This is a genomic window from Streptomyces sp. NBC_00483 (assembly GCF_036013745.1).
Classification (GTDB): Bacteria; Actinomycetota; Actinomycetes; order Streptomycetales; family Streptomycetaceae; genus Streptomyces.
This window is the reverse complement of record NZ_CP107880.1, coordinates 6,279,825-6,299,880: the sequence shown is the minus strand read 5'-3', so window position 1 is coordinate 6,299,880 and position 20,056 is coordinate 6,279,825. Positions and strand designations below refer to the sequence as shown.

The 20,056-nt window shown below is 69.7% G+C and carries 19 protein-coding genes; 10 read left to right on the top strand and 9 right to left on the bottom strand.

The genetic code is table 11. The annotated features are described in order from the left end of the window. Nucleotides 1-105 precede the first annotated feature (105 nt). Complete coding sequence (locus OHA73_RS28400) at nt 106-1,512, bottom strand: family 2B encapsulin nanocompartment shell protein (protein ID WP_266713964.1); 1,407 nt, start codon at nt 1,510-1,512, stop codon at nt 106-108. A gap of 220 nt (nt 1,513-1,732) precedes the next feature. On the opposite strand from OHA73_RS28400, the gene OHA73_RS28395 reads away from it, so the two are divergent. From OHA73_RS28395 to OHA73_RS28385, 3 genes are all read left to right on the top strand, one after another. Continuing rightward, complete coding sequence (locus OHA73_RS28395; protein ID WP_266718860.1) at nt 1,733-1,966, top strand: hypothetical protein; 234 nt, start codon at nt 1,733-1,735, stop codon at nt 1,964-1,966. 137 nt (nt 1,967-2,103) lie between these two features. After that, entirely contained in the window at nt 2,104-2,694 is a 591-nt protein-coding gene (locus tag OHA73_RS28390; protein ID WP_267069278.1) for an N-acetylmuramoyl-L-alanine amidase, read from the top strand. Nucleotides 2,695-2,746: 52 nt separating this feature from the next. After that, complete coding sequence (locus tag OHA73_RS28385) at nt 2,747-3,676, top strand: 1-aminocyclopropane-1-carboxylate deaminase/D-cysteine desulfhydrase (RefSeq protein WP_327656450.1); 930 nt, start codon at nt 2,747-2,749, stop codon at nt 3,674-3,676. Here OHA73_RS28385 and OHA73_RS28380 read toward each other — a convergent pair. Further along, entirely contained in the window at nt 3,655-5,253 is a 1,599-nt protein-coding gene (locus tag OHA73_RS28380) for a Na+/H+ antiporter (protein ID WP_266713958.1), read from the bottom strand. The two genes, OHA73_RS28385 and OHA73_RS28380, sit on opposite strands and share 22 nt — an antisense overlap. A 51-nt stretch (nt 5,254-5,304) precedes the next feature. Between OHA73_RS28380 and OHA73_RS28375 the strand changes: the two genes are divergently transcribed. From OHA73_RS28375 to OHA73_RS28365, 3 genes are all read left to right on the top strand, one after another. Next, nucleotides 5,305-5,565, top strand: a complete 261-nt coding sequence (locus tag OHA73_RS28375) for a UBP-type zinc finger domain-containing protein (RefSeq protein ID WP_327656449.1) — start codon at nt 5,305-5,307, stop codon at nt 5,563-5,565. 265 nt (nt 5,566-5,830) lie between these two features. Further along, complete coding sequence (locus tag OHA73_RS28370) at nt 5,831-6,244, top strand: anti-sigma regulatory factor (protein ID WP_266713954.1); 414 nt, start codon at nt 5,831-5,833, stop codon at nt 6,242-6,244. Continuing rightward, a complete protein-coding gene (locus tag OHA73_RS28365) occupies nt 6,241-7,281 on the top strand; it encodes an RNA polymerase sigma factor SigF (RefSeq protein WP_266713952.1) in 1,041 nt (346 codons plus the stop codon). The genes OHA73_RS28370 and OHA73_RS28365 overlap by 4 nt, the downstream gene beginning before the upstream one ends. 64 nt (nt 7,282-7,345) lie before the next feature. Here the strand turns inward: OHA73_RS28365 and OHA73_RS28360 are convergent, their stop codons facing one another. Then, nucleotides 7,346-7,789 carry a hypothetical protein gene (locus tag OHA73_RS28360; protein ID WP_267069282.1) on the bottom strand — a complete coding sequence of 148 codons (444 nt, stop codon included), beginning with the start codon at nt 7,787-7,789 and terminating at the stop codon, nt 7,346-7,348. Between the two features lie 126 nt (nt 7,790-7,915). Here OHA73_RS28360 and OHA73_RS28355 point away from each other — a divergent pair, with 126 nt between their 5' ends. Further along, nucleotides 7,916-8,884, top strand: a complete 969-nt coding sequence (locus OHA73_RS28355) for a diacylglycerol/lipid kinase family protein (protein ID WP_266713949.1) — start codon at nt 7,916-7,918, stop codon at nt 8,882-8,884. A 319-nt stretch (nt 8,885-9,203) separates the two neighbouring features. Beyond that, complete coding sequence (locus OHA73_RS28350) at nt 9,204-9,461, top strand: WhiB family transcriptional regulator (protein WP_016639615.1); 258 nt, start codon at nt 9,204-9,206, stop codon at nt 9,459-9,461. A gap of 216 nt (nt 9,462-9,677) precedes the next feature. On the opposite strand, the gene OHA73_RS28345 is transcribed toward OHA73_RS28350, so the two are convergent. Then, nucleotides 9,678-11,144, bottom strand: coding sequence for a sensor histidine kinase (locus OHA73_RS28345; protein ID WP_266718858.1), 1,467 nt, complete (start codon nt 11,142-11,144; stop codon nt 9,678-9,680). A gap of 407 nt (nt 11,145-11,551) precedes the next feature. Further along, nucleotides 11,552-12,616, bottom strand: coding sequence for an SIS domain-containing protein (locus OHA73_RS28340; protein WP_327656448.1), 1,065 nt, complete (start codon nt 12,614-12,616; stop codon nt 11,552-11,554). A gap of 253 nt (nt 12,617-12,869) precedes the next feature. Here OHA73_RS28340 and nagB point away from each other — a divergent pair, with 253 nt between their 5' ends. Beyond that, nucleotides 12,870-13,655, top strand: a complete 786-nt coding sequence (gene nagB, locus OHA73_RS28335; protein ID WP_266713946.1) for a glucosamine-6-phosphate deaminase — start codon at nt 12,870-12,872, stop codon at nt 13,653-13,655. 407 nt (nt 13,656-14,062) lie between these two features. Here the strand turns inward: nagB and OHA73_RS28330 are convergent, their stop codons facing one another. The 4 genes from OHA73_RS28330 to OHA73_RS28315 all read right to left on the bottom strand — a co-directional run bounded on the left by OHA73_RS28330 (nt 14,063) and on the right by OHA73_RS28315 (nt 18,829). Further along, the gene (locus OHA73_RS28330; protein ID WP_327656447.1) at nt 14,063-15,547 is read right to left on the bottom strand and encodes a glycoside hydrolase family 3 protein; all 1,485 of its coding nucleotides are present in this window, start codon (nt 15,545-15,547) and stop codon (nt 14,063-14,065) included. A 9-nt stretch (nt 15,548-15,556) separates the two neighbouring features. Then, the gene (locus OHA73_RS28325) at nt 15,557-16,423 is read right to left on the bottom strand and encodes a carbohydrate ABC transporter permease (RefSeq protein ID WP_266713942.1); all 867 of its coding nucleotides are present in this window, start codon (nt 16,421-16,423) and stop codon (nt 15,557-15,559) included. Next, nucleotides 16,420-17,427, bottom strand: coding sequence for a carbohydrate ABC transporter permease (locus OHA73_RS28320; RefSeq protein WP_266713940.1), 1,008 nt, complete (start codon nt 17,425-17,427; stop codon nt 16,420-16,422). The genes OHA73_RS28325 and OHA73_RS28320 overlap by 4 nt, the downstream gene beginning before the upstream one ends. A 97-nt stretch (nt 17,428-17,524) precedes the next feature. Beyond that, nucleotides 17,525-18,829 carry an extracellular solute-binding protein gene (locus tag OHA73_RS28315; RefSeq protein ID WP_266713938.1) on the bottom strand — a complete coding sequence of 435 codons (1,305 nt, stop codon included), beginning with the start codon at nt 18,827-18,829 and terminating at the stop codon, nt 17,525-17,527. 340 nt (nt 18,830-19,169) lie between these two features. On the opposite strand from OHA73_RS28315, the gene OHA73_RS28310 reads away from it, so the two are divergent. Continuing rightward, nucleotides 19,170-19,934, top strand: a complete 765-nt coding sequence (locus tag OHA73_RS28310) for a GntR family transcriptional regulator (RefSeq protein ID WP_327656446.1) — start codon at nt 19,170-19,172, stop codon at nt 19,932-19,934. Nucleotides 19,935-20,056 lie beyond the last annotated feature (122 nt).

The window sequence follows — 20,056 nt, the reverse complement described above, 5'->3', positions numbered from 1 at the left end:
CCCCCGAAAGGGCGCGGACGGTGGCGGTTCCGCTATGGGTGGGCGCGTACCTCCTCGGTGTACCCGCCCGGTCGGACGGGGACACGGCGAACGGGGCGCGGCTCGTCACCGCCACCTGCCGACCTCGACGTTCTCCAGCACTCCGAGCGCATCGGGCACCAGAACCGCCGCCGAGTAGTACGTCGTCACCAGGTACGAGATGATCGCCTGCTCGCTGATGCCCATGAACCGCACGGACAGGCTCGGCTCGATCTCGTCCGGGATGCCGGACTGGCGCAGCCCGATGACGCCCTGGTCCTCCTCTCCCGTACGCATGCAGATGATGGATGTGGTCCGCGCGTCCGAGACCGGGATCTTGTTGCACGGATAGATCGGCACCCCGCGCCAGGTCGGGATGCGGTTCCCGCCGACGTCGATGCTCTCGGGGACCAGGCCGCGCTTGTTGAGCTCGCGGCCGAACGCGGCGATCGCCTTCGGGTGCGCGAGGAACAGCTTGGAGCCGCGCCGCCTGCTGAGCAGTTCGTCCATGTCGTCGGGGCTCGGCGCGCCGTCGTGCGGCTGCAGGCGCTGCTCGTACTCGCAGTTGCTGAGCAGGCCGAACTCCCGGTTGTTGATGAGTTCGTGCTCCTGGCGCTCCTTCAGCGCCTCGACCGTGAGCCGGAGCTGGTGTTCCGTCTGGTTCATGGGCTGGTTGTAGAGATCGGCGACGCGCGAGTGGATGCGCAGCACGGTCTGGGCGACGCTCAACTCGTACTCGCGCGGCGCGGATTCGTAGTCGACGAAGGTCCCGGGCAGGACCGCTTCCCCGACGTGTCCGGCCGCGAGGTCGATCTGCTTCTCGCCGTACGAGTTGGCCCGCTGCTCGGGCAGCGAGCGCAGCTGCTGGAGGTGGTCGCGCAGCGATTCGGCGCGCTCGGCGACCTGCTCGAAGTCGCCGCGCGGCAGCGTGAGTACGGTGCACGCGGTGGCCGCTCGCGCCGTGTACTCCCAGATGCTCTCCTCGTCGAGCAGTGCCTGATCGCCGAAGTACGCGCCGTCGGCCAGCACTCCGAGCACCGCGTCGTCCCCGTAGGGGCCGGTGCCGACCTTCTCGACGCGGCCGTGTGCGAGCAGGAACACCTCGTCGGCCCGGCTGCCGAACGAGGCGATCAGCTCGCCGGCCTCGAACTCCCGCTGGGTACAGCGCTGGGCGAGCTCGCCCAGCACGTCCTCGTCCTCATAACCCCGCAGCGCGGGGAGCTCCCCCAACTCGGCGGGGATGACCCTGACGTCGTCCCCCGTCTTCACGAACGTGACGCGTCCGTCTCCGACCGAATAGCTCAACCGTCGGTTGACCCGGTATGTGCCGCCCTTCACATCCACCCAGGGCAGCGTCCGCAGCAGCCAGCGGGAGCTGATCTCCTGCATCTGCGGTGCGGATTTGGTGGTCGTGGCCAGGTTCCGCGCCGCGGACGTACCCAGACTCTTCTGCGGTCCGGGGGTCTGCTCGCGGACCTCTTCGCCTACCGACATGTGCAATGCCCTCCCGATCATGAACTGACCTGCGCGGACAAGCTTTCAGCACGGAGAGCGATCGCACCATTACACAAATGAGGGGGAATGGATGGCGGACGGGCGGGGCATTGGGTGGGCACTTATCCACTCTCCCGGCCCCTGTTCCTCGACCGCCCGGAACTCGAAGATCCCGGCGCGCGTTGGTCAGGAAACGGTAAAGACGAGAAGGGTGATCACCATGGCGGGATTTATGGACCGGGCCAAGGAGCAGGCGCAGCGCGGCCTGACGCAGGGCAAGCAGAAGCTGGACGATGTGCAGGCGCAGCGCGCGGGCGGCGATCTGCTCAAGCGACTGGGCGCGGCGTACTACGCGGAGCGCAAGGGCACCGGCAGCCCGGAGGCCACGCAGCAGGCGCTGCAGGCCCTCGAGTCGCACATCGCGGCGAACGGGGACGGCGTCCTGCGCAGCTGAGCGACCTGGCCGCCGACCGCCGCGAACCTTGTGCACGTTATGCGAACAGAAGGTCGCTGAACGGCAGTTCCGGGTAAAAGCGAACCGTACGAGACGGCGCGCAGTCGGCGGCCGTCGCTCCCGCGAAGGAGGCGGCCGTGGCCCCACCCATGTCCGCAAGCAGCTTCATCAAGGCTCTCAAGGACGAGGGCCTGACGGTGGTCGAGGTCGGCGACTGGCGGCACCACAACCGCAATCACATCGGTAGCTGGGGCCCGTTGAACGGGGTGATGATCCACCACACCGCGACCTCCGGCAGCGCCAGCACGGTGCGCGTCTGCCGCGACGGCCACGCGAACCTGCCGGGACCGCTGTGCCACGGCGTCATCACGAAGGACGGCCGCGTGCACCTGGTCGGCTACGGCCGGGCGAACCACGCGGGCCTGGGCGATGACGACGTGCTGCGCGCGGTGATCGCCGAGAAGGCCCTGCCGCACGACAACGAGGCGAACACGGACGGCAACAGCCGCTTCTACGGCTTCGAGTGCGAGAACCTCGGCAACGGGGACGACCCCTGGCCCGCCGCCCAGTTGGAGGCCATCGAGAAGGCGGCCGCGGCGATCTGCCGCCACCACGGGTGGACCGAGCGCTCGGTGATCGGCCACCTGGAGTGGCAGCCGGGGAAGATCGACCCCAAGGGCTTCACGATGGCGTCGATGCGCAAGCGCATCGGGGACCGGCTCAAGTAGCCGCCCGCCGCCGCGCGGGCGGGAACCCGGCCCGGTGTCCGACAATGGCCGGGTGTCCCGCCCCACCGCATCCGGCCTGCGCCCCCGCCTCCCGTCTCCCCTCGTGGAGGTCGACGACGAGCGCTTCGCGCGCCACGGCGTGCGTCTGCTGCTCAAGCGGGACGACCTGATCCACCCGGATCTGATCGGCAACAAGTGGCGCAAGCTCGCCCTGAACATCGACGCGGCGGCGTCCCGGGGTCGCGCGATCGTCACCTTCGGGGGCGCGTACTCGAACCATCTGCGGGCCACGGCCGCGGCGGGCCGGCTCCTGGACATCCCCACCATCGGTGTCGTCCGCGGCCAGGAACTCGCCGACCGCCCGCTCAACCCGTCCCTGTCCCGCTGCGCGGCCGACGGGATGCGCCTGCACTTCGTCGACAGGTCGACGTACCGGCGCAAGACCGATCCCGACGTACTGACCGGGCTCCTCGATGCCGCCGGCGCCGATGACGCGTACGTGGTGCCCGAGGGCGGCAGCAACTCCCTCGCCGTTCAAGGCTGTACGGACCTCGGCCGGGAGCTGCGCGGCCACGCGGATGTCGTCGCGCTCGCCTGCGGCACGGGCGGCACCCTCGCGGGGCTCGCCGCCGGACTCTCCCCCGACCAGCGCGCCATGGGCGTCGCCGTCCTCAAGGGCGGCTTCCTGGAGGCCGACGTGCGCGCCCTGCAGGAGGCGGCGTTCGGCGGGCCGCGGGGCTCCTGGCACGTGGAGGACCGGTTCCATTTCGGCGGCTACGCGCGCGTGCCCGAGGAACTCGCTGCGTTCGCCGAGGACTTCGAGAGCCGCCACGGCCTGCCCGTCGAGCGCCTGTACGTCGCCAAAGCGCTGTACGCACTTGTCGCCCTCACTCAGGAGGGCGCGTTCCCGCGCGGCACGACGCTCGCGGCAGTGATCACGGGCGCCCCCTTCGAGGGCGCTCAGTCGTCGACCTCCCGGTAGGCGGCGGCCTCCTCCAGGTCCAGCTTGCGCAGCAGTGTCCGCAGCATCTCGTCGTCGATCCGCCGCTCGTCCCGCATCCGTACGAAGACCTCGCGTTCGGCCGCGATCGCCTCCCGCGCGAGCCGGCGGTAGGTGTCGTCGGCGGACTCGCCGGTCACCGGGTTGGCCTGCCCGAGCCGCTCCCACACCGAGTTGCGGCGCCGCTCCAGAACGGTGCGCAGACGGTCCTGGAGGGGCGTGGGCAGGCAGTTGCGCTCGTCCTGCATCAACTCGTCCACGCGCTCCTCCGCGGCCACGGAGGCGGCGTTCTGCGCCTGGGCCTCGGCGAGCGTCTCGGCCTGCGTGTCCCGGCCCGGCAGCTTGAGGAGCTTGATGAGCGGCGGCAGCGTGAGCCCCTGGACGACGAGTGTTCCGATGACCGTCGTGAAGGTCAGGAAGAGCACCAGGTTGCGCGAGGGGAACGGCTCCCCGTCCTCCGTGACCAGTGGGATGGAGAACGCGATGGCCAGCGACACCACGCCCCGCATGCCGGCCCAGCTCACGACCAGCGGCCTCTTCCAGTCCGTGTCGCTCTCGCGCGCACGGATACGGGACGACAGGCACCACGGCAGATAGGTGGCCGGATACGACCACACGAAGCGGATCACGACCACGAAGACGAACACCCCGACCGCGTACCAGATCGCCTGCCACACGCTGTACTCGCCGAGCCCTTCGAGGACGAAGCGCAGCTGGAGGCCGATGAGCGCGAAGACGGCGGACTCCAGGATGAACGCGACGACCTTCCACACCGCGGTCTCCTGGAGCCGTGTCTCGAAATCGACCTGCCAGGAGCGGTGCCCCAGGTAGAGCGCGACGGTCACGACGGCGAGCACCCCGGAGGCGCCCACTTGTTCCGCGACCGCGTACGCGAGGAAGGGGATCAGCAGGGAGAGCGTGTTCTGCAGCAGCGCTTCCTTGAGGTGCGTGCGCAACCAGTGCAGCGGCACCATCAGCAGCAACCCCACACCGACCCCGCCGACAGCGGCCACCAGGAACTCCTCGATCCCGCCCGCCCAGCTCGCACCCTCGCCCACCGCCGCTGCGAGGGCCACCTTGTAGGCGGTGATCGCGGTCGCGTCGTTCACGAGGGACTCGCCCTGCAGGATCGTGGTGATCCGGGAGGGCAGCCCCACCCGCCGGGCGATCGCCGTGGCGGCCACCGCGTCCGGCGGCGCGATCACCGCCCCCAGGACGAGCGCGGCGGTCAGCGGCAGGTCCGGGATCAGCTCGTACGCCAGCCAGCCCACCGCCAGCGTGGCGAACAGGACGTAGCCCACGGAGAGCAGCGCGACGGGCCTGATGTTCGCCCTCAGGTCGAGGTAGGAGCTCTCCAGGGCGGCGGTGTGCAGCAGCGGGGGCAGGATCAGCGGCAGCACGATGTGCGGGTCGAGCACGTACTCCGGGACCCACGGCACGTAGGACGCGATCAGGCCGATGGCGACCAGGAGGAGCGGTGCCGGGACGGGCGTCCTGCGCGCCGCTCCCGCCACGGCCGCACTAGCGGCGATCAGACCCACCAGAGGCAATACGTCCATGACCCGCCTTCCACCGCCCTGCTCCGCACTGCCCGTCGTAACCTGGCCATCATGAACGAGTGCTCGCACGTCGCCACGCTGCCGCACCCCGAGCCCGCACCTCTGAGCGAGACCTGCTTGGAGTGCCTGGCCGTCGGCAGTCACCCTGTGCAACTACGCCTGTGTCTGGTCTGCGGTCACGTCGGGTGCTGCGACTCGTCCCCGTACAAGCACGCGACGGTTCACCACGCCGAGACCGGTCATCCGGTGATGCGCACCTTCGAGCCTGGTGAGAGCTGGCGTTGGTGCTTTGTCGACTCGATTCTGGTCTGACCCGGCGGTTCCCGTGCCCCTCCGGGGTTCGATGCACTGACGCCTGGGTACGTCAAACCGGCGCCCGCTCTTTCCAATTGAGCCCGCACGCCCTCTAGCCACTGTCCGTACCCGTAGGCTTACTATGAGTGACAGCAATGGGCCGGGGGTCCCCGGGACAGGAAAGTCGGGCGCGCGGTAGCGTCACCGCAGATATAAGCGGCGCATCTCCCGGGGGACGAAGCCTCCGGAGCCCGAAAGTGCTTGTACCACCTTGGAGGTGAGGGTGTCCCAGATCGCAGGCGACCCCGGTAATCAGGACTTCGTGGAAGTCCGACTCCCGGCTGCGGGTGCCTACCTGTCGGTGCTGCGTACGGCGACGGCCGGCCTCGCAGCGCGTTTGGACTTCACCCTCGACGAGATCGAGGACCTGCGCATCGCTGTCGACGAGGCCTGCGCGATCCTGCTTCAGCAGGCCGTCGCGGGGTCCGTGCTCAGCTGCGTGTTCCGGCTGGTCGACGACTCCTTGGAGGTGACGGTCTCCGCGCCGACGACCGACGGCCGGGCCCCGGAACGCGACACGTTCGCGTGGACGGTGTTGTCGGCCCTCGCGGGCCAGGTCGACTCCACAGTGGCCGAGGACAAGACCGTCTCCATCAGCCTCTACAAGAAGCGCGGCGCGGGCCCCGGCCCGACGTGAGGAACGGGGACGGTCCGGTGCGGGACGACAAGCGCGGCACACGGGATCTGAATCTCCCGGCCGAGGGCACAGACGGGATGCAGCGGCCGACCACCGGCATCCCCGAGCAGCAGGCCCTGCCGCACCCGGAGGACACGGCGGACCCGGCGGCCGACGCGGCACAGCAGGCAGCGCCGACTCCGGGGGCCGTACTTCGCGGGGGCTCAGGGGGATCGGACGCGCGACGGGCGGGATTGATGAGCGACCACGAGCGACACGGTGAGCGGCACGACCGGCACGATCCGCGGGACCGCAGCGGTGCCCGGGCGATGTTCATCGAGCTGCGCGCCCTGACGGACGGCAGCCCGGAGTACGCGGAGCTGCGCAACAAGCTCGTGCGCATGCATCTGCCCCTGGTCGAGCACCTGGCGCGCCGCTTCCGCAACCGCGGCGAGCCCCTGGACGACCTCACCCAGGTCGCGACGATCGGCCTGATCAAGTCGGTCGACCGTTTCGACCCCGAGCGCGGCGTGGAGTTCTCCACGTACGCGACGCCGACCGTCGTCGGCGAGATCAAGCGGCACTTCCGCGACAAGGGCTGGGCCGTGCGCGTGCCGCGCCGCCTCCAGGAGCTGCGCCTGGCCCTGACGACGGCGACCGCGGAGCTGTCCCAGGTGAACGGGCGCTCCCCCACGGTCCATGAGTTGGCCGAGAAGCTGGGCATCTCCGAGGAGGAGGTCCTGGAGGGCCTGGAGTCGGCCAACGCGTACTCCACGCTGTCCCTGGACGTCCCGGACACGGACGACGAGTCCCCGGCGGTCGCGGACACGCTGGGGTCCGAGGACGAGGCGCTGGAGGGCGTCGAGTACCGCGAGTCACTCAAGCCGCTCCTGGAGGACCTGCCGCCGCGCGAGAAGCGCATTCTGCTGCTGCGTTTCTTCGGGAACATGACGCAGTCGCAGATCGCCCAAGAGGTCGGCATCTCCCAGATGCACGTCTCGCGCCTACTGGCCCGCACGCTGGCCCAGCTCCGGGACAAGCTCCTCGTCGAGGAGTGACCCACGTACGCACACGAGAAGGCGCCCGACGCGGATCCGCGTCGGGCGCCTTCTCGTGTGCGAGCTACTGGGAGGAACCCGGCGTACGGATGCCCAACGCTCGCGTGGTCTCTTGGTTGACGAGCAGCACCAGCGCGGCGATCGACACGGCGGCGAGCGCGATGCCGGCCCCGATGGCCATGCTGTCGGCCTGCAACAGCGTGTAGGCGACCGGCAGCGCCATGATCTGCGTGATGATCGCGGGGCCGCGGCTCCAGCGCTTGCGGGCGAGCAGTCCGCGCGCGGCGAACAGCGGCAGCAGCGCGAGCACGATGAGCGTGACACCGCCGGTGGCGGCCTGCTCCGGGTTGTCGGGGTGCCCGGCCAGGCCGGCGACCAGCATGTAGGCACCGCCCACGACGAGCGCGAGGCCTTCGAGCCCGGCCAGGGCCGCGGCGGCGGTCAGTCGACCGGGGCGGGGGCCGTCTTCTGCGTCGGTTTCGGGGGCGGGGTTCTGCTCTGAGGTCACCTTTGCAGAGTAGCCGCCTGCCGACGCCGTCCCGAAGCCCGGACCCCACGCGGAATCCGTGTGGACCGTCACCCGACGCCCACCTCGGTCTGGGCCCGATCAAGGACGCTGGGTACGCTGCCTTGCATGCGTGCACTTCTCGTGGTCAATCCGGCGGCAACCACCACCAGCGCGCGCACGCGTGATGTCCTGATCCACGCCTTGGCGAGCGAGATGAAGCTCGAGGCCGTCACCACCGAGTACCGGGGCCACGCGCGCGACCTCGGCCGGCAGGCCGCGGAGAGCAAGGACATCGAGCTTGTCGTCGCCCTCGGCGGCGACGGCACGGTCAACGAGGTCGTGAACGGCCTGCTGCACGGCGGCCCCGACCTCGACCGGCTGCCCGGCCTCGCCGTCGTCCCGGGCGGCTCCACGAACGTCTTCGCGCGCGCCCTCGGCCTGCCGAACCACCCCGTGGAGGCCACGGGACAGCTCCTGGACGCCCTGCGCGAGGGCCGTCGGCGCACGGTGGGCCTCGGCCTCGCCTCGGGCACCGCGGGCACGGAGGACGAGGGCGTACCGGCCCGCTGGTTCACGTTCGCCTCGGGCCTCGGCTTCGACGCGGGCGTCGTGGGCCGGGTGGAGCAGCAGCGGGAGCGCGGCAAGCGTTCGACGCATGCCCTGTACGTGCGACAGGTCGTGCGCCAATTCCTGGGCGAGGCCGACCGCCGGCACGGCACGATCACGCTCGAACGGCCGGGCGAGGATCCGGTCACCGATCTCGTCGTCTCCATAGTCAGCAACACGTCGCCGTGGTCCTTCCTGGGCAACCGGCCGCTGTACCCGACGCCCCAGGCGTCCTTCGACACCGGCCTTGACGTGCTGGGACTCAAGAAACTCTCCACTCCCGCGGTGGCCCGCTACGGCACCCAGCTGCTCGCCTCGACACCCGAGCGCGGACCGCACGGCAAGAACGCGGTTACGCTCCACGACCTGACGGACTTCACCTTGCATTCGAAGGCGCCCCTGCCCCTTCAGATGGACGGTGACCACCTGGGACTGCGGACCAGCGTGACGTTCACAGGCGTACGCCGTGCACTGCGTGTGATTGTGTGAGTGGAAGGGACTAAAGTCCTTCATCTCGAACGTTTGGGCCAGCATCCACCCCATGGAAGTACGGCTGTGACCTAGCCGACACCGAGGAATCAAAAAAAACTTTCCGGAAGGGGTTGTATCCGCCGCCGAGGTTTGCGAATCTCTACATGGCGCTCGGGACGGCCCGAAACATCGGCCCCACAGAGAGCCCGAATCCCCTCCTCAAAGATACGGACATCCGTCGCAGATGTGACGTTCGTCGGTTCACTTGTTGGGGGATTCGTGAAAGCGTTCACATTCACAAGCAACCTGCACGTAATACCAAGGAGAGGTAGCAGCCATGGACTGGCGTCACAACGCCGTTTGTCGCGAGGAAGACCCCGAGCTGTTCTTCCCCATCGGCAACACCGGTCCCGCGCTGCTGCAGATCGAGGAAGCCAAGGCCGTCTGCCGCCGCTGCCCCGTCATGGAGCAGTGCCTGCAGTGGGCGCTCGAGTCCGGCCAGGACTCCGGCGTCTGGGGTGGCCTCAGCGAGGACGAGCGCCGCGCAATGAAGCGCCGCGCCGCTCGCAACCGGGCCCGTCAGGCCTCCGCCTGATTCCCCACCCCGTTCGAGCCTGAGCCCGGCGGCGCGTACATCGAGTACGCATCTCCCGCCCCCGAGCCGCAGCCGCGCAGTACCCCCGATGCTCCCCAGGCTCAGCCCGGGACACAGCCCGGGCAACGAGACGACAGTGAGCCCCGGACCGTTCAACGGTCCGGGGCTCACTGCTGTGTTCGGGCCGCCGCGTGCGGGCCGCGGTCGGCCGGCCGGCTATTTGCTGCTGCGTACGGGAATGTCGAGGATGACCTGCGTGCCGCGCTCCGGTGCGGGCACCATGTCGAACGTTCCGCCCAACTCGCCCTCCACCAACGTGCGTACGATCTGCAGGCCCAGGTTCCCCGCGCGCTTCGGGTCGAAGTTCTCGGGCAGGCCGACGCCGTCGTCCTGGACGGTGACCAGGAGTCGGGCCTCCTTGCTGGTGCCGCCGCGCACGGCCGAGACCTCGACGCTGCCGGTGTCGCCCTGCCGGAAGCCGTGCTCCAGCGCGTTCTGCAGCACCTCGGTGAGGACCATGGACAGCGGGGTCGCCACCTCGGCGTCCAGGATGCCGAAGCGGCCGGTGCGCCGGCCCACCACCTGACCCGGTGAGATCTCCGCCACCATGGCGAGCACGCGGTCCGCGATCTCGTCGAACTCCACGCGCTCGTCCAGGTTCTGGGAGAGCGTCTCGTGCACGATCGCGATGGAACCGACCCGGCGGACCGCCTCCTCCAGGGCCTCGCGCCCCCGGTCGGATCCGATGCGGCGGGCCTGGAGGCGGAGCAGGGCGGCGACCGTCTGGAGGTTGTTCTTCACCCGGTGGTGGATCTCCCGGATGGTCGCGTCCTTGGTGATCAACTCGCGTTCCCGGCGGCGCAGTTCGGTGACGTCGCGCAGCAGGACCAGCGAACCGATGCGGGTGCCCTTGGGGCTGAGCGGGATCGCGCGCAGCTGGATCGAGCCCTCCTCGCCCTCGACGTCGAACTCGCGCGGCGCCCAGCCGCTGGCCACCTTGGCGAGCGCCTCGTCCACCGGGCCGCGGGACGGGGCGAGTTCGGCCGTCGTCGTGCCGAGGTGGTGGCCGACAAGATCGGCCTGGAAGCCCAACCGGTGGTACGCGGACAGGGCGTTGGGCGAGGCGTACTGGACCACGCCGTCCGCGTCGAGCCGGATCAGGCCGTCGCCCGCGCGCGGGGAGGCGTCCATGTCGACCTGCTGGTCGGGGAACGGGAAGGTGCCGGCCGCGATCATCTGCGCGAGGTCGGAGGCCGACTGCAGATAGGTCAGCTCCAGGCGCGAGGGCGTCCGGACGGTCAGCAGGTTGGTGTTGCGCGCGATGACGCCGAGGACCCGGCCCTCCCTGCGTACGGGGATGGACTCCACCCGCACCGGGACCTCCTCGCGCCACTCGGGGTCGCCCTCGCGCACGATGCGGCCCTCGTCGAGCGCGACGTCCAGCATCGGGCGGCGGCCGCGCGGGACGAGGTGGCCGACCATGTCGTCCTGGTAGGACGTGGGCCCGGTGTTGGGCCGCATCTGGGCCACGGAGACGTATCGCGTGCCGTCATGGGTGGGAACCCACAGGACGAGGTCGGCGAAGGAGAGGTCGGAGAGCAACTGCCACTCCGAGACCAGCAGGTGGAGCCACTCGAGATCGGAGTCACCGAGGGCGGTGTGCTGGCGTACGAGATCGTTCATGGAGGGCACGAGCCGAGCTTAACCGCCGGGACTCGGGGCGCCGAAAGGGACGACGAGCGGCGGGGCCCTCGAAAGACCGACGGGCCGCGGCGCCGGGGGTCGGGACCCTCAGCCCTTCCCCTAGCACCGCAGCCCTTCAGGTGCACCGGCTTCCAGGTGTGCGGTCCCGGCTGCCGATCGAGGATCCGACGCGGTCAGGGCAGAGAGCGTCGGGTCCTCTGTCCGTCCTCCTGTGCGGGGAGGGCGGAAGCTACAGTTACGCATTGTGGACTAGACCATTCTCCCATGTCTATGCGTCGGCTGAGGTTTGTTCTCGTCTGTTTCTCCGACGATCGCACCCGCCCCCACGTCCACTTCAACGTCCGTACCCCTGCACGAGTGCCGGGCCCGTCCGGTTCATTCGCGGCTCATCGCGTCTCCGTCACCTTCGCGAGGGCGCGCGGGGCGTCGGGGTCCTGGCCACGGGCGATGGTCACCTCGTACGCGAGAAGTTGGAGAGGGAGGATTTCGAGCACCGGCTGCACCTCCTCGGCCACCCCGGCGGTCGGCAGGACGAAGCCGGCGGAGGCGCGGTCCACCTGGGCCTGCGGACCGACCACCATCAGATCGGCCCCGCGCCCGCGGAGCCGGTCGAGGACCGGTTGCAGGGCGTCACCGCCCCGGCCGTCGGTGACCACGGCGATCACCGGGGAGATGTTGTCGACCATGGCGAGCGGGCCGTGCAGCAGATCGGCGCCGGAGTACGCGAGGGCGGGGATGTAGCTGGTCTCCATCAGCTTGAGGGCCGCTTCCTTGGCGGTCGGATAGCCGTAACCGCGGGAGGTGATCACCATGCGGCCGGCGAAGCGGTAGCGGGCGGCCAGGGAGCGGACCTCGTCCTGGCGCGCGAGGACCTGGTCGGCGTGGTCGGGCAGCACGGCGGCGGCCGCTCCGTCGCCGCCGCGCAGGCCCTCCACGAAGAGGTACAGGGCGAGCAGCGAGGCGGTGTACGTCTTCGTCGCGGGCAGCGCCTTCTCCGGTCCCGCCATGATGTCGATGTGGTGCTCGGAGACGGCGGCCAGCGGGGAGTCCGGGTTGTTGGTCACGGCGAGGGTGATCGCGCCGGCCTCGCGGGCGGCCTTCGTGGAGGCGACCAGGTCGGGTGAGCCGCCGGACTGGCTGACCGTGATGACCAGTACGTCGCGCAGATCGGGGCGGGCGCCGTAGGCCGTCGTGGTGGACATCGAGGCGAGGCCGCAGGGCAGGCCGAGCCGGATCTCCAGGAGGTACTTGGCGTAGAGCGCGGCGTGGTCGGAGGTGCCGCGGGCGGTGAGCAGGACGAAGCGGGGGGCGCGGTCGGCGACCCGGCGGGCCACGTCCTGGATGCGCGGGGCGCCGGTGGCGAGGAGACGCCGGAGCACGTCGGGCTGCTCGTGCATCTCCCGCGTCATGATCCGACCGGGGCGCTCCGGGTCGGACGGGGTGGCGTTCATACGGGCACCTCCGGTGGGGCGACGGGGGCCGGGGCCGGGCCGCGTCGGCTCCGGCACCTTCCACTGTGGCCGGTGGGGGCCCGCGCCGCCCACCGGACGCTTCGAGGTGCCGAGCCACAGCGCAGCGTCGAGCATGGACGAAGGCATGGACGAAGAGGTGTGGTGAAGGGCCTGACTGGCGGGGTTGCGCTCTGTTAGATTGGTCTATACCACATGTCATCCCGTCTCCTCTGACCAGAACGGCAGGCCCAGCGTGGAAGTTGTGATCGTTCCGGACGCCAAGGCAGGTGGCGAGCTCATCGCCGAGGCCATGGCCCAGCTGCTGCGGCGCAAGCCCGACGCGCTGCTCGGTGTGGCCACCGGCTCGACTCCGCTGCCCATCTACGAGGCGTTGGCGGCCCAGGTGCGCGCCGGTGCGGTCGATGCGTCGAAGGCGCGGATCGCCCAGCTCGACGAGTACGTGGGGCTGCCGACCGGGCACCCCGAGTCGTACCGGGCGACGGTGCTGCGGCAGGTCGTCGAGCCGCTCGGTCTCGGCGAGGCCGCGTTCATGGGGCCCGACGGCAGCGCCGCCGACGTGCAGGCCGCGTGCGAGGCGTACGACAGTGCGCTGGTCGAGGCCGGGGGTGTGGATCTGCAGTTGCTGGGGATCGGCACGGACGGGCACATCGGGTTCAACGAACCGTGTTCCTCGCTCGCCTCGCGGACCCGGATCAAGACGCTGACCGAGCAGACCATCGCGGACAACGCGCGGTTCTTCGACGGGGACCTGAGCCAGGTGCCGCGGCATGTGATCACGCAGGGCATCGGGACGATCCTGGAGGCGCGGCACCTGGTGCTGCTCGCCACGGGTGAGGGCAAGGCGGATGCGGTGGCCGCGACCGTCGAGGGGCCGGTCGCCTCCGTGGTGCCGGCGTCCGCGCTCCAGCTGCATCCGCACGCGACCGTGGTGGTGGACGAGGGCGCCGCGTCGAAGCTGAAGCTCGCGGACTACTTCCGCCACACGTACGTCAACAAGCCGGAGTGGCAGGGGCTGTAGGCCTGCCGCACGCAACGGTGCCGGTCACCCCCGCTCGGGGTGACCGGCACCGTTGCGTGTACCCGGGAGTTCCCGGGAGCCGGGGTGGACGCCTACCGAAGGCGCTGCCCGCGCCGGGGTGCCGCCCCGTCGGGCCGACGCCCCCGGAGGGGGCGGGTGGGTGGGAGATGGGCGGGAGCCGGGCCATTGCCTACGGGTGGGCAAATCAAGCCCCTGCGGCGATTGAGCAGCGGGGTCCGGGGCGGAGCCCCGAGGCGTGGGCCCGGGAGGCGGGGTGGACGCCTACCGAAAGCGCTGCCCGCGCCGGGGTGCCGCCTTGCCCACCCTGCCGCCCCAGGCGGCAGATTGCCCAAGGCGGCCGGGGTTGGCGGCAGATGGCCCAAGGCGGCCGGGGTGGCGGCGGCACGTCAAGCCCCCGTGATCGCCTCCGCCGCAGCGACCCCGCACACCCTCGCCGCACCATGCGTAGCGATGTGCAGCGCGCCGCGGGGTGGGGCCTGGGGGACGCCCATTTCCACGACGACCGTGTCCGGGCGGGCGGACAGCAGGTCGTCCAGGGCCCCGGACATCCACAGGTGGCGATGCTCGTCGCGGACCACCGCCACCACTCGCCGCTCCCCCGCGGCGGCAAGGGCGGCGTGGCCGGTGTCGGGGCCGGTGTAGGAACCGGTCGTGGTGCCGGGCAGCAGGCGTTCGAGTTCGGCGGCGACGCCCCAGGGGGTCTCGTCGCCGACCGCGATGTTGGCGACCGGCGTGAAGGCGGCCACGTGCACGGGGCCGGAGACCGGCGCCCCGTCTCCCCCACGGGTCACCGTGACCGCACGGCGCGCCGCGGCCAGACCCACCTCGGGGTTGCCCTCCGAGGTCCCGGTGCGGGCCGACGCCGTCGCCCACTTCGACAACGCACGCACCCGCGCCGCCGCGTCCGCGAGGCGTTCCTCCGGGAGTTCACCGGAGCGCACCGCGCCCACCAGGGCGTCACGCAGCCGCAGCACCGTGTCGTCGTCGGCGAGCCCGCCGCCCACGCAGATCGCGTCGGCGCCCGCGGCGATGGCGAGGACGCTGCCGCGCTCGATGCCGTACGTGCCGGAGATGGCCTTCATCTCCATGCCGTCCGTGACGATCAGGCCCTCGTAGCCGAACTCCTCGCGCAGCAGGCCCGTGAGGATCCGCCGCGACAACGTTGCCGGGTACTCGGGGTCGAGCGCGGGCACCAGGATGTGTGCGCTCATCACGGCCCGCGAGCCCGCCGCGATCGCCGCCCGGAACGGCGCGAGGTCACGGGAGTGCAGGACGTCCAGGTCGACGTCGATGCGCGGCACGTCGTGGTGCGAGTCGACCGCCGTGTCCCCGTGCCCGGGGAAGTGCTTCGTACAGGCGGCGACGCCCGCGGCTTGCAGGCCCTCGACGTACGCGGCGGTGTGCCGGGCCACGAGCGCGGGGTCCGCGCCGAAGGACCGTACGCCGATCACCGGGTTGTCCGGGTTGGCGTTGACGTCCGCGGAGGGCGCCCAGTTGAGGTTGACCCCGCACTCGGCGAGGCGGTGGCCGAGCTCGGCGGCCACCGCGCGGGTCAGCGCCGCGTCGTCGACCGCGCCGAGCGCGTGGTTGCCCGGGAAGGACGAGCCGGTGCGCACCTCGAGGCGGGTGACGTCGCCGCCCTCCTCGTCGATGGCGACCAGGACGTCACCGCGCTCGGACCGCAATTGGGCGGTGAGGGCGGCCAGTTGCTCGGGGGTGGCGATATTGCGTCCGAACAGCCCGACCGACGCCAGGCCCTCGCCGAGCCGGCGCAGCAGCCAGTCGGGCGCGGACGTGCCGGTGAACCCGGGCTGGAGGACGGTCAGGGCGTCACGCGTCAGCGTGTCGGTACCACGTGTCAATGTCGTCATCGTGCGGCGTTATCCCTTCACGGCGCCGGATGTGAGTCCTGTGGCCATCTTCTTCTGGATGAACATGAAGAAGATCACCACCGGCAGAGCGATCATCGTGGACGCGGCCATCAACGCGCCGTAGTCGGTGCCTCGTTCGGTCGTGAACGTCATCAGCCACACGTTAAGCGTGTACTTCGAGTCCTCGTTCATCAGGATGTACGCGAACAGGTACTCATTCCACGCGTTGACGAGGGCGAAGATCGAGGACGCGGCGAGGCCGGGGGCGAGCAGCGGGAAGACGACGCGGCGGAACGCACCCATCCGCGTACAGCCGTCGACCATCGCCGACTCCTCCAGCTCCACGGGGATGTTGACCACGAAGCCGCGGATCATCACCGTGGCGAAGGGCAGCGTGGAGACGAGGTAGACGACGATGACGCCCCAGTACTCGTTGAGGCCGCCCATCGCGTTGAGCTGGGTGTAGATGGGGATGAGCATCGCGGTCGGCGGCAGCATCTGGACCAGGATCATCGCCATGAGGAGCGCGCGCCGGCCGGTGAAGCGGAACCGTCCGATGGCGAGGGCCGCGAGGGTCGCGATGACCATGCCACCGACGACGGCCGTGATCGAGATGATGAGGCTGGACTCGATCGCGGTGCCGAAGTTCGGCTGCTTCACGGCGCGGGCGAAGTTGTCGAAGGTGATCGACGAAGGCCACAGCGTCTGGTCGTAGGAGCGGATCTCGTGGTTGGGGCGCAGCGCCGAGACGATGAGCCAGTAGACCGGGAAGGCCATCACGACGGCGATGACGAGCCCGAGAACGTTGTAGCCGAGCCTGGTCTTCTTGCGGTCGGGGCGCAGCCCCTCCTTGACCGGTGCGGTGGAGGCGCTCATTCGACCTCTCCTGTCTTCATGAGCTGGCGCAGGTAGTACACGGCCACCCCGGAGAGCAGCAGAACGGTGATGAGGGCGATCGCGGTGCCCTGGCTGAAGGACGTCGACGTGAACGCCTTGGAAAAGGAGTAGAGGCCGAGGGTTTCGTAGTCCGGTTCGGGCTTGTTGCCGCGCAGCAGCCAGATCTGCCCGAAGACGTTGAAGTCCCAGATCACCGAGAGCGTGGTGACCATGGTGAAGACGGGCTTGATGACCGGCCAGGTGACGAAGCGGAAGACACCGAACGCGCTGGCGCCGTCGAGCTGGGCGGCCTCGGTGAGCTCTCCGGGGACCTGGGTGAGGGCCGCGTACAGGGTGATCACGACGAACGGGACGGCGCCCCAGATGACGAGCGCGGCGATGATCGAGAAGCCCTGAAGCGGGTCGAGGAACCAGTTGTGCCCGAGGAAGTCGTCGCCGGCGACCTTGGCGATGAGCGTGTTGACCAGGCCGTAGTCGGAGTCGGCGAGCCAGCGGAAGATCGAGGAGGCGACGAGCAGCGGCATCGACCAGGCGGCGATCAGGGCCGTGGTGAGCGTGAGCCGCACCCAGGTCGACAGGCGCATCATCAGCAGGGAGACCAGCAGGCCGATCGCCATGGTGAGCGCGACACAGACCACCATGAAGACCACCGTGCGGACGGTGACCTGCCAGAACTCCGCGTCGCCGAGGATGTTGGTGAACTGGTCGAAGCCGACCCACGGCGGGCTCTCGCCCGTCCACAGCTCGCGGCGCCCCATGTCCTGGAAGGACATGATCACGGTCTTGACCAGGGGGTACGCATAGACGGCAGCCAGCGCGACGATCGCCGGCAGGATCAGGAGGTAAGGGAGCGACGCCCCCTTCTTCCGCGGGGGGCGGCCGGTGCCGCGGGGACCCTTGGTGCCCTTGGTGAGCACGTCCCCTTCCGGAGCGTCCGCCGTGCGGGGCGGCGGCCCGGCGGCCTTGGTGTCGGCGGCAGTCACGTGGCTGACCTTTCTCGTTCTCAGCGAAAGAGGAGAGGAGGGGGAACGGCGGAGCCGAACGATGTCGGCCCCGCCCCTCGCTCCGGAGCCCGAAGGCTCAGGACTCCTTGTTGATCAGCTCGTCGATCTTGGCGTCGGCCGCCTTGGTGGCCGTGGCGACGGACTTGCCCTTGAGGATGTCGAGAAGCATGTTCTTCAGGACCTCCTCCTTCTCGATCGCCGTCCAGCCCGGGGCGATCGGCGTGAACCAGGCGCTCTCCACCGCGTTCGCCGCGGCTTCGGTCTCCGCCTTCTCCTTCAGCGGCTGCAGCTGCTTGGTGTTGCTCGGCAACACGTTCTTGGAGGTGAGGACCTCCTGGGACTTCTCGCTCGTGAACATCGAGATCCAGTCCTCGGCGAGGTCCGCGTTCTTCGACTTCTGCGTGACGGCGAGGTCGGAGCCGCCGACGAAGGACGGCAGGGTCTTGCCGTTCGGGCCCGGCATGGAGGCGACGGCGATCTTGTCCTTCAGCTTCGGGTTGCCGTTGGCCTTGCCGTCGACGACGGAGCCGGCCTCCCAGCCGTTGCCGTACAGGACGCCGGCCTTCTCGTTGGCCATCACATTGGCGTGGTCCTGCTCGTCCTTGGTGATGTCGCCCTTGTTGTACTTCTTCACCAGGTCGATGAAGTGCTGGATGCCTTCCTGCGACTTGGCGTCGGACAGGGTGCCCTTCCACTTCTTGGTGCCGTCGTCGTACGAGGCGATGCTGCCGCCGTACGCCTGGACGTAGGACATGGCGGCGTACCAGTAGCGGCCCGGCAGGTACAGGGAGGAGAAGCGCTTGTCCTTCGCGCCCTGCTTCGCCGTCTCCTTGTCCATCGCCTTGAGGAACGCGGACTCGTCGGTCGGCAGTTTGTCGGAGCCGGTGGCCGACTTCAGCAGGTCCTTGTTGTAGATGGCGACGCGCGCACTGGAGTAGTACGGGACGCAGTACATCTTGCCCTCGAAGGAGCAGGTGTCCTTGAGGCCCTTGATCCAGGAGTCGCTGTTGTCGTACTTCTTCGGGTCGATCTCGGCGAGCGCCCCGTTGAGGATGTACTGCATGGTCTCGGTGTTGCCGAGCTCGACGACGTCCGGGAACTTGTCGCCGCCCAGGGCGGTGTCGAGCTTCTTGGCCTTGTCCGCCCACTGCTGGTACGAGACGTTGACCTTGACCTTCGGGTACTTCTTCTTGAACTGCGCGTTGACGTCCTTGACCAGGCCTGGCCAGGTGCTCTGCGCGTCGACCATCAGCCAGACCGTGACGTCTCCGGTGCGGTCCTTCGGGTCCTTGCCGGCATTGCTGCCGCCGTCGCCCCCACACGCAGCGACCGCGGACATCATGGCCGCGACGCCGACGGCCGCTATGAGCTTGCGCTTCATGTCACCCTCCTCAGGGATGCCTGCAACCCCCCACCCACAGCGATGACATACGGCAAGCACACGTCTGCGTACGCGGATCCGACTGATGGGACTGGGACCTGATCTTTAATGGTGTAGACCAGTACGGGGAGCTTGGCCCAGACCAATAGGGCTGTCAAGAGTGGCCGCGAGAGGTCCCCGCGTCCGTTATCGGAACGACACCCGGGCCGCATCCGCCAAGCAGGGCAAGGGCGTTGACCACCTTCGGGCACCCCGGCGGGTGGACTAGACCAGACGGCCACCGGGCGGTATAAGGAGGGGTCACGGAGTCGCGTGGGCACCGGAGCCGGGAAGGCGGAGCATGAGCACCGACGTCAGCAGTGCGGAGAACGAGGGCGGGGCGCCCGTCCGCACCGCACGCGTGCCCAAGTACTACCGCCTCAAGAAGCACCTGCTCGACATGACGGAGACGCTGCCGCCCGGCACCCCCGTCCCGCCCGAGCGCACGCTCGCCTCCGAGTTCGACACCTCCCGCACCACCGTCCGCCAGGCGCTCCAGGAGCTCGTCGTCGAGGGCCGCCTCGAACGGATCCAGGGCAAGGGCACCTTCGTCGCCAAGCCCAAGGTCTCCCAGGCGCTCCAACTCACCTCGTACACCGAGGACATGCGGGCCCAGGGCCTGGAGCCGACCTCGCAGCTGCTCGACATCGGCTACGTCACCGCCGACGAAACCCTCGCGCAGCTCCTCGACATCGCCGGCGGCGGCCGCGTCCTGCGCATCGAGCGGCTGCGCCTCGCGAGCGGCGAGCCGATGGCGATCGAGACCACGCACCTGTCGGCGAAGCGCTTCCCCGCGCTGCGCCGCAGCCTCGCCAAGTACACGTCCCTCTACACGGCGCTCGCCGAGGTCTACGACGTGCACCTCGCCGAGGCCGAGGAGACCATCGAGACCTCGCTCGCGACGCCGCGCGAGGCGGGCCTGCTCGGCACGGACGTGGGCCTGCCGATGCTGATGCTCTCCCGCCACTCGATCGACGGCTCGGGACAGCCGGTGGAGTGGGTGCGCTCGGTGTACCGCGGGGACCGGTACAAGTTCGTCGCACGCCTCAAGCGACCCGTCGACTGACCCCCGCAAGAGCCCCAACTCCCGCCCCGGATAACGGAGTAGACGCTTTCCCGCACGCGGTGTAGCGCAGATCACATTTCTGGCTTACGGTCCTCCCGTCGTCGCATGGACGGGGAGGACCC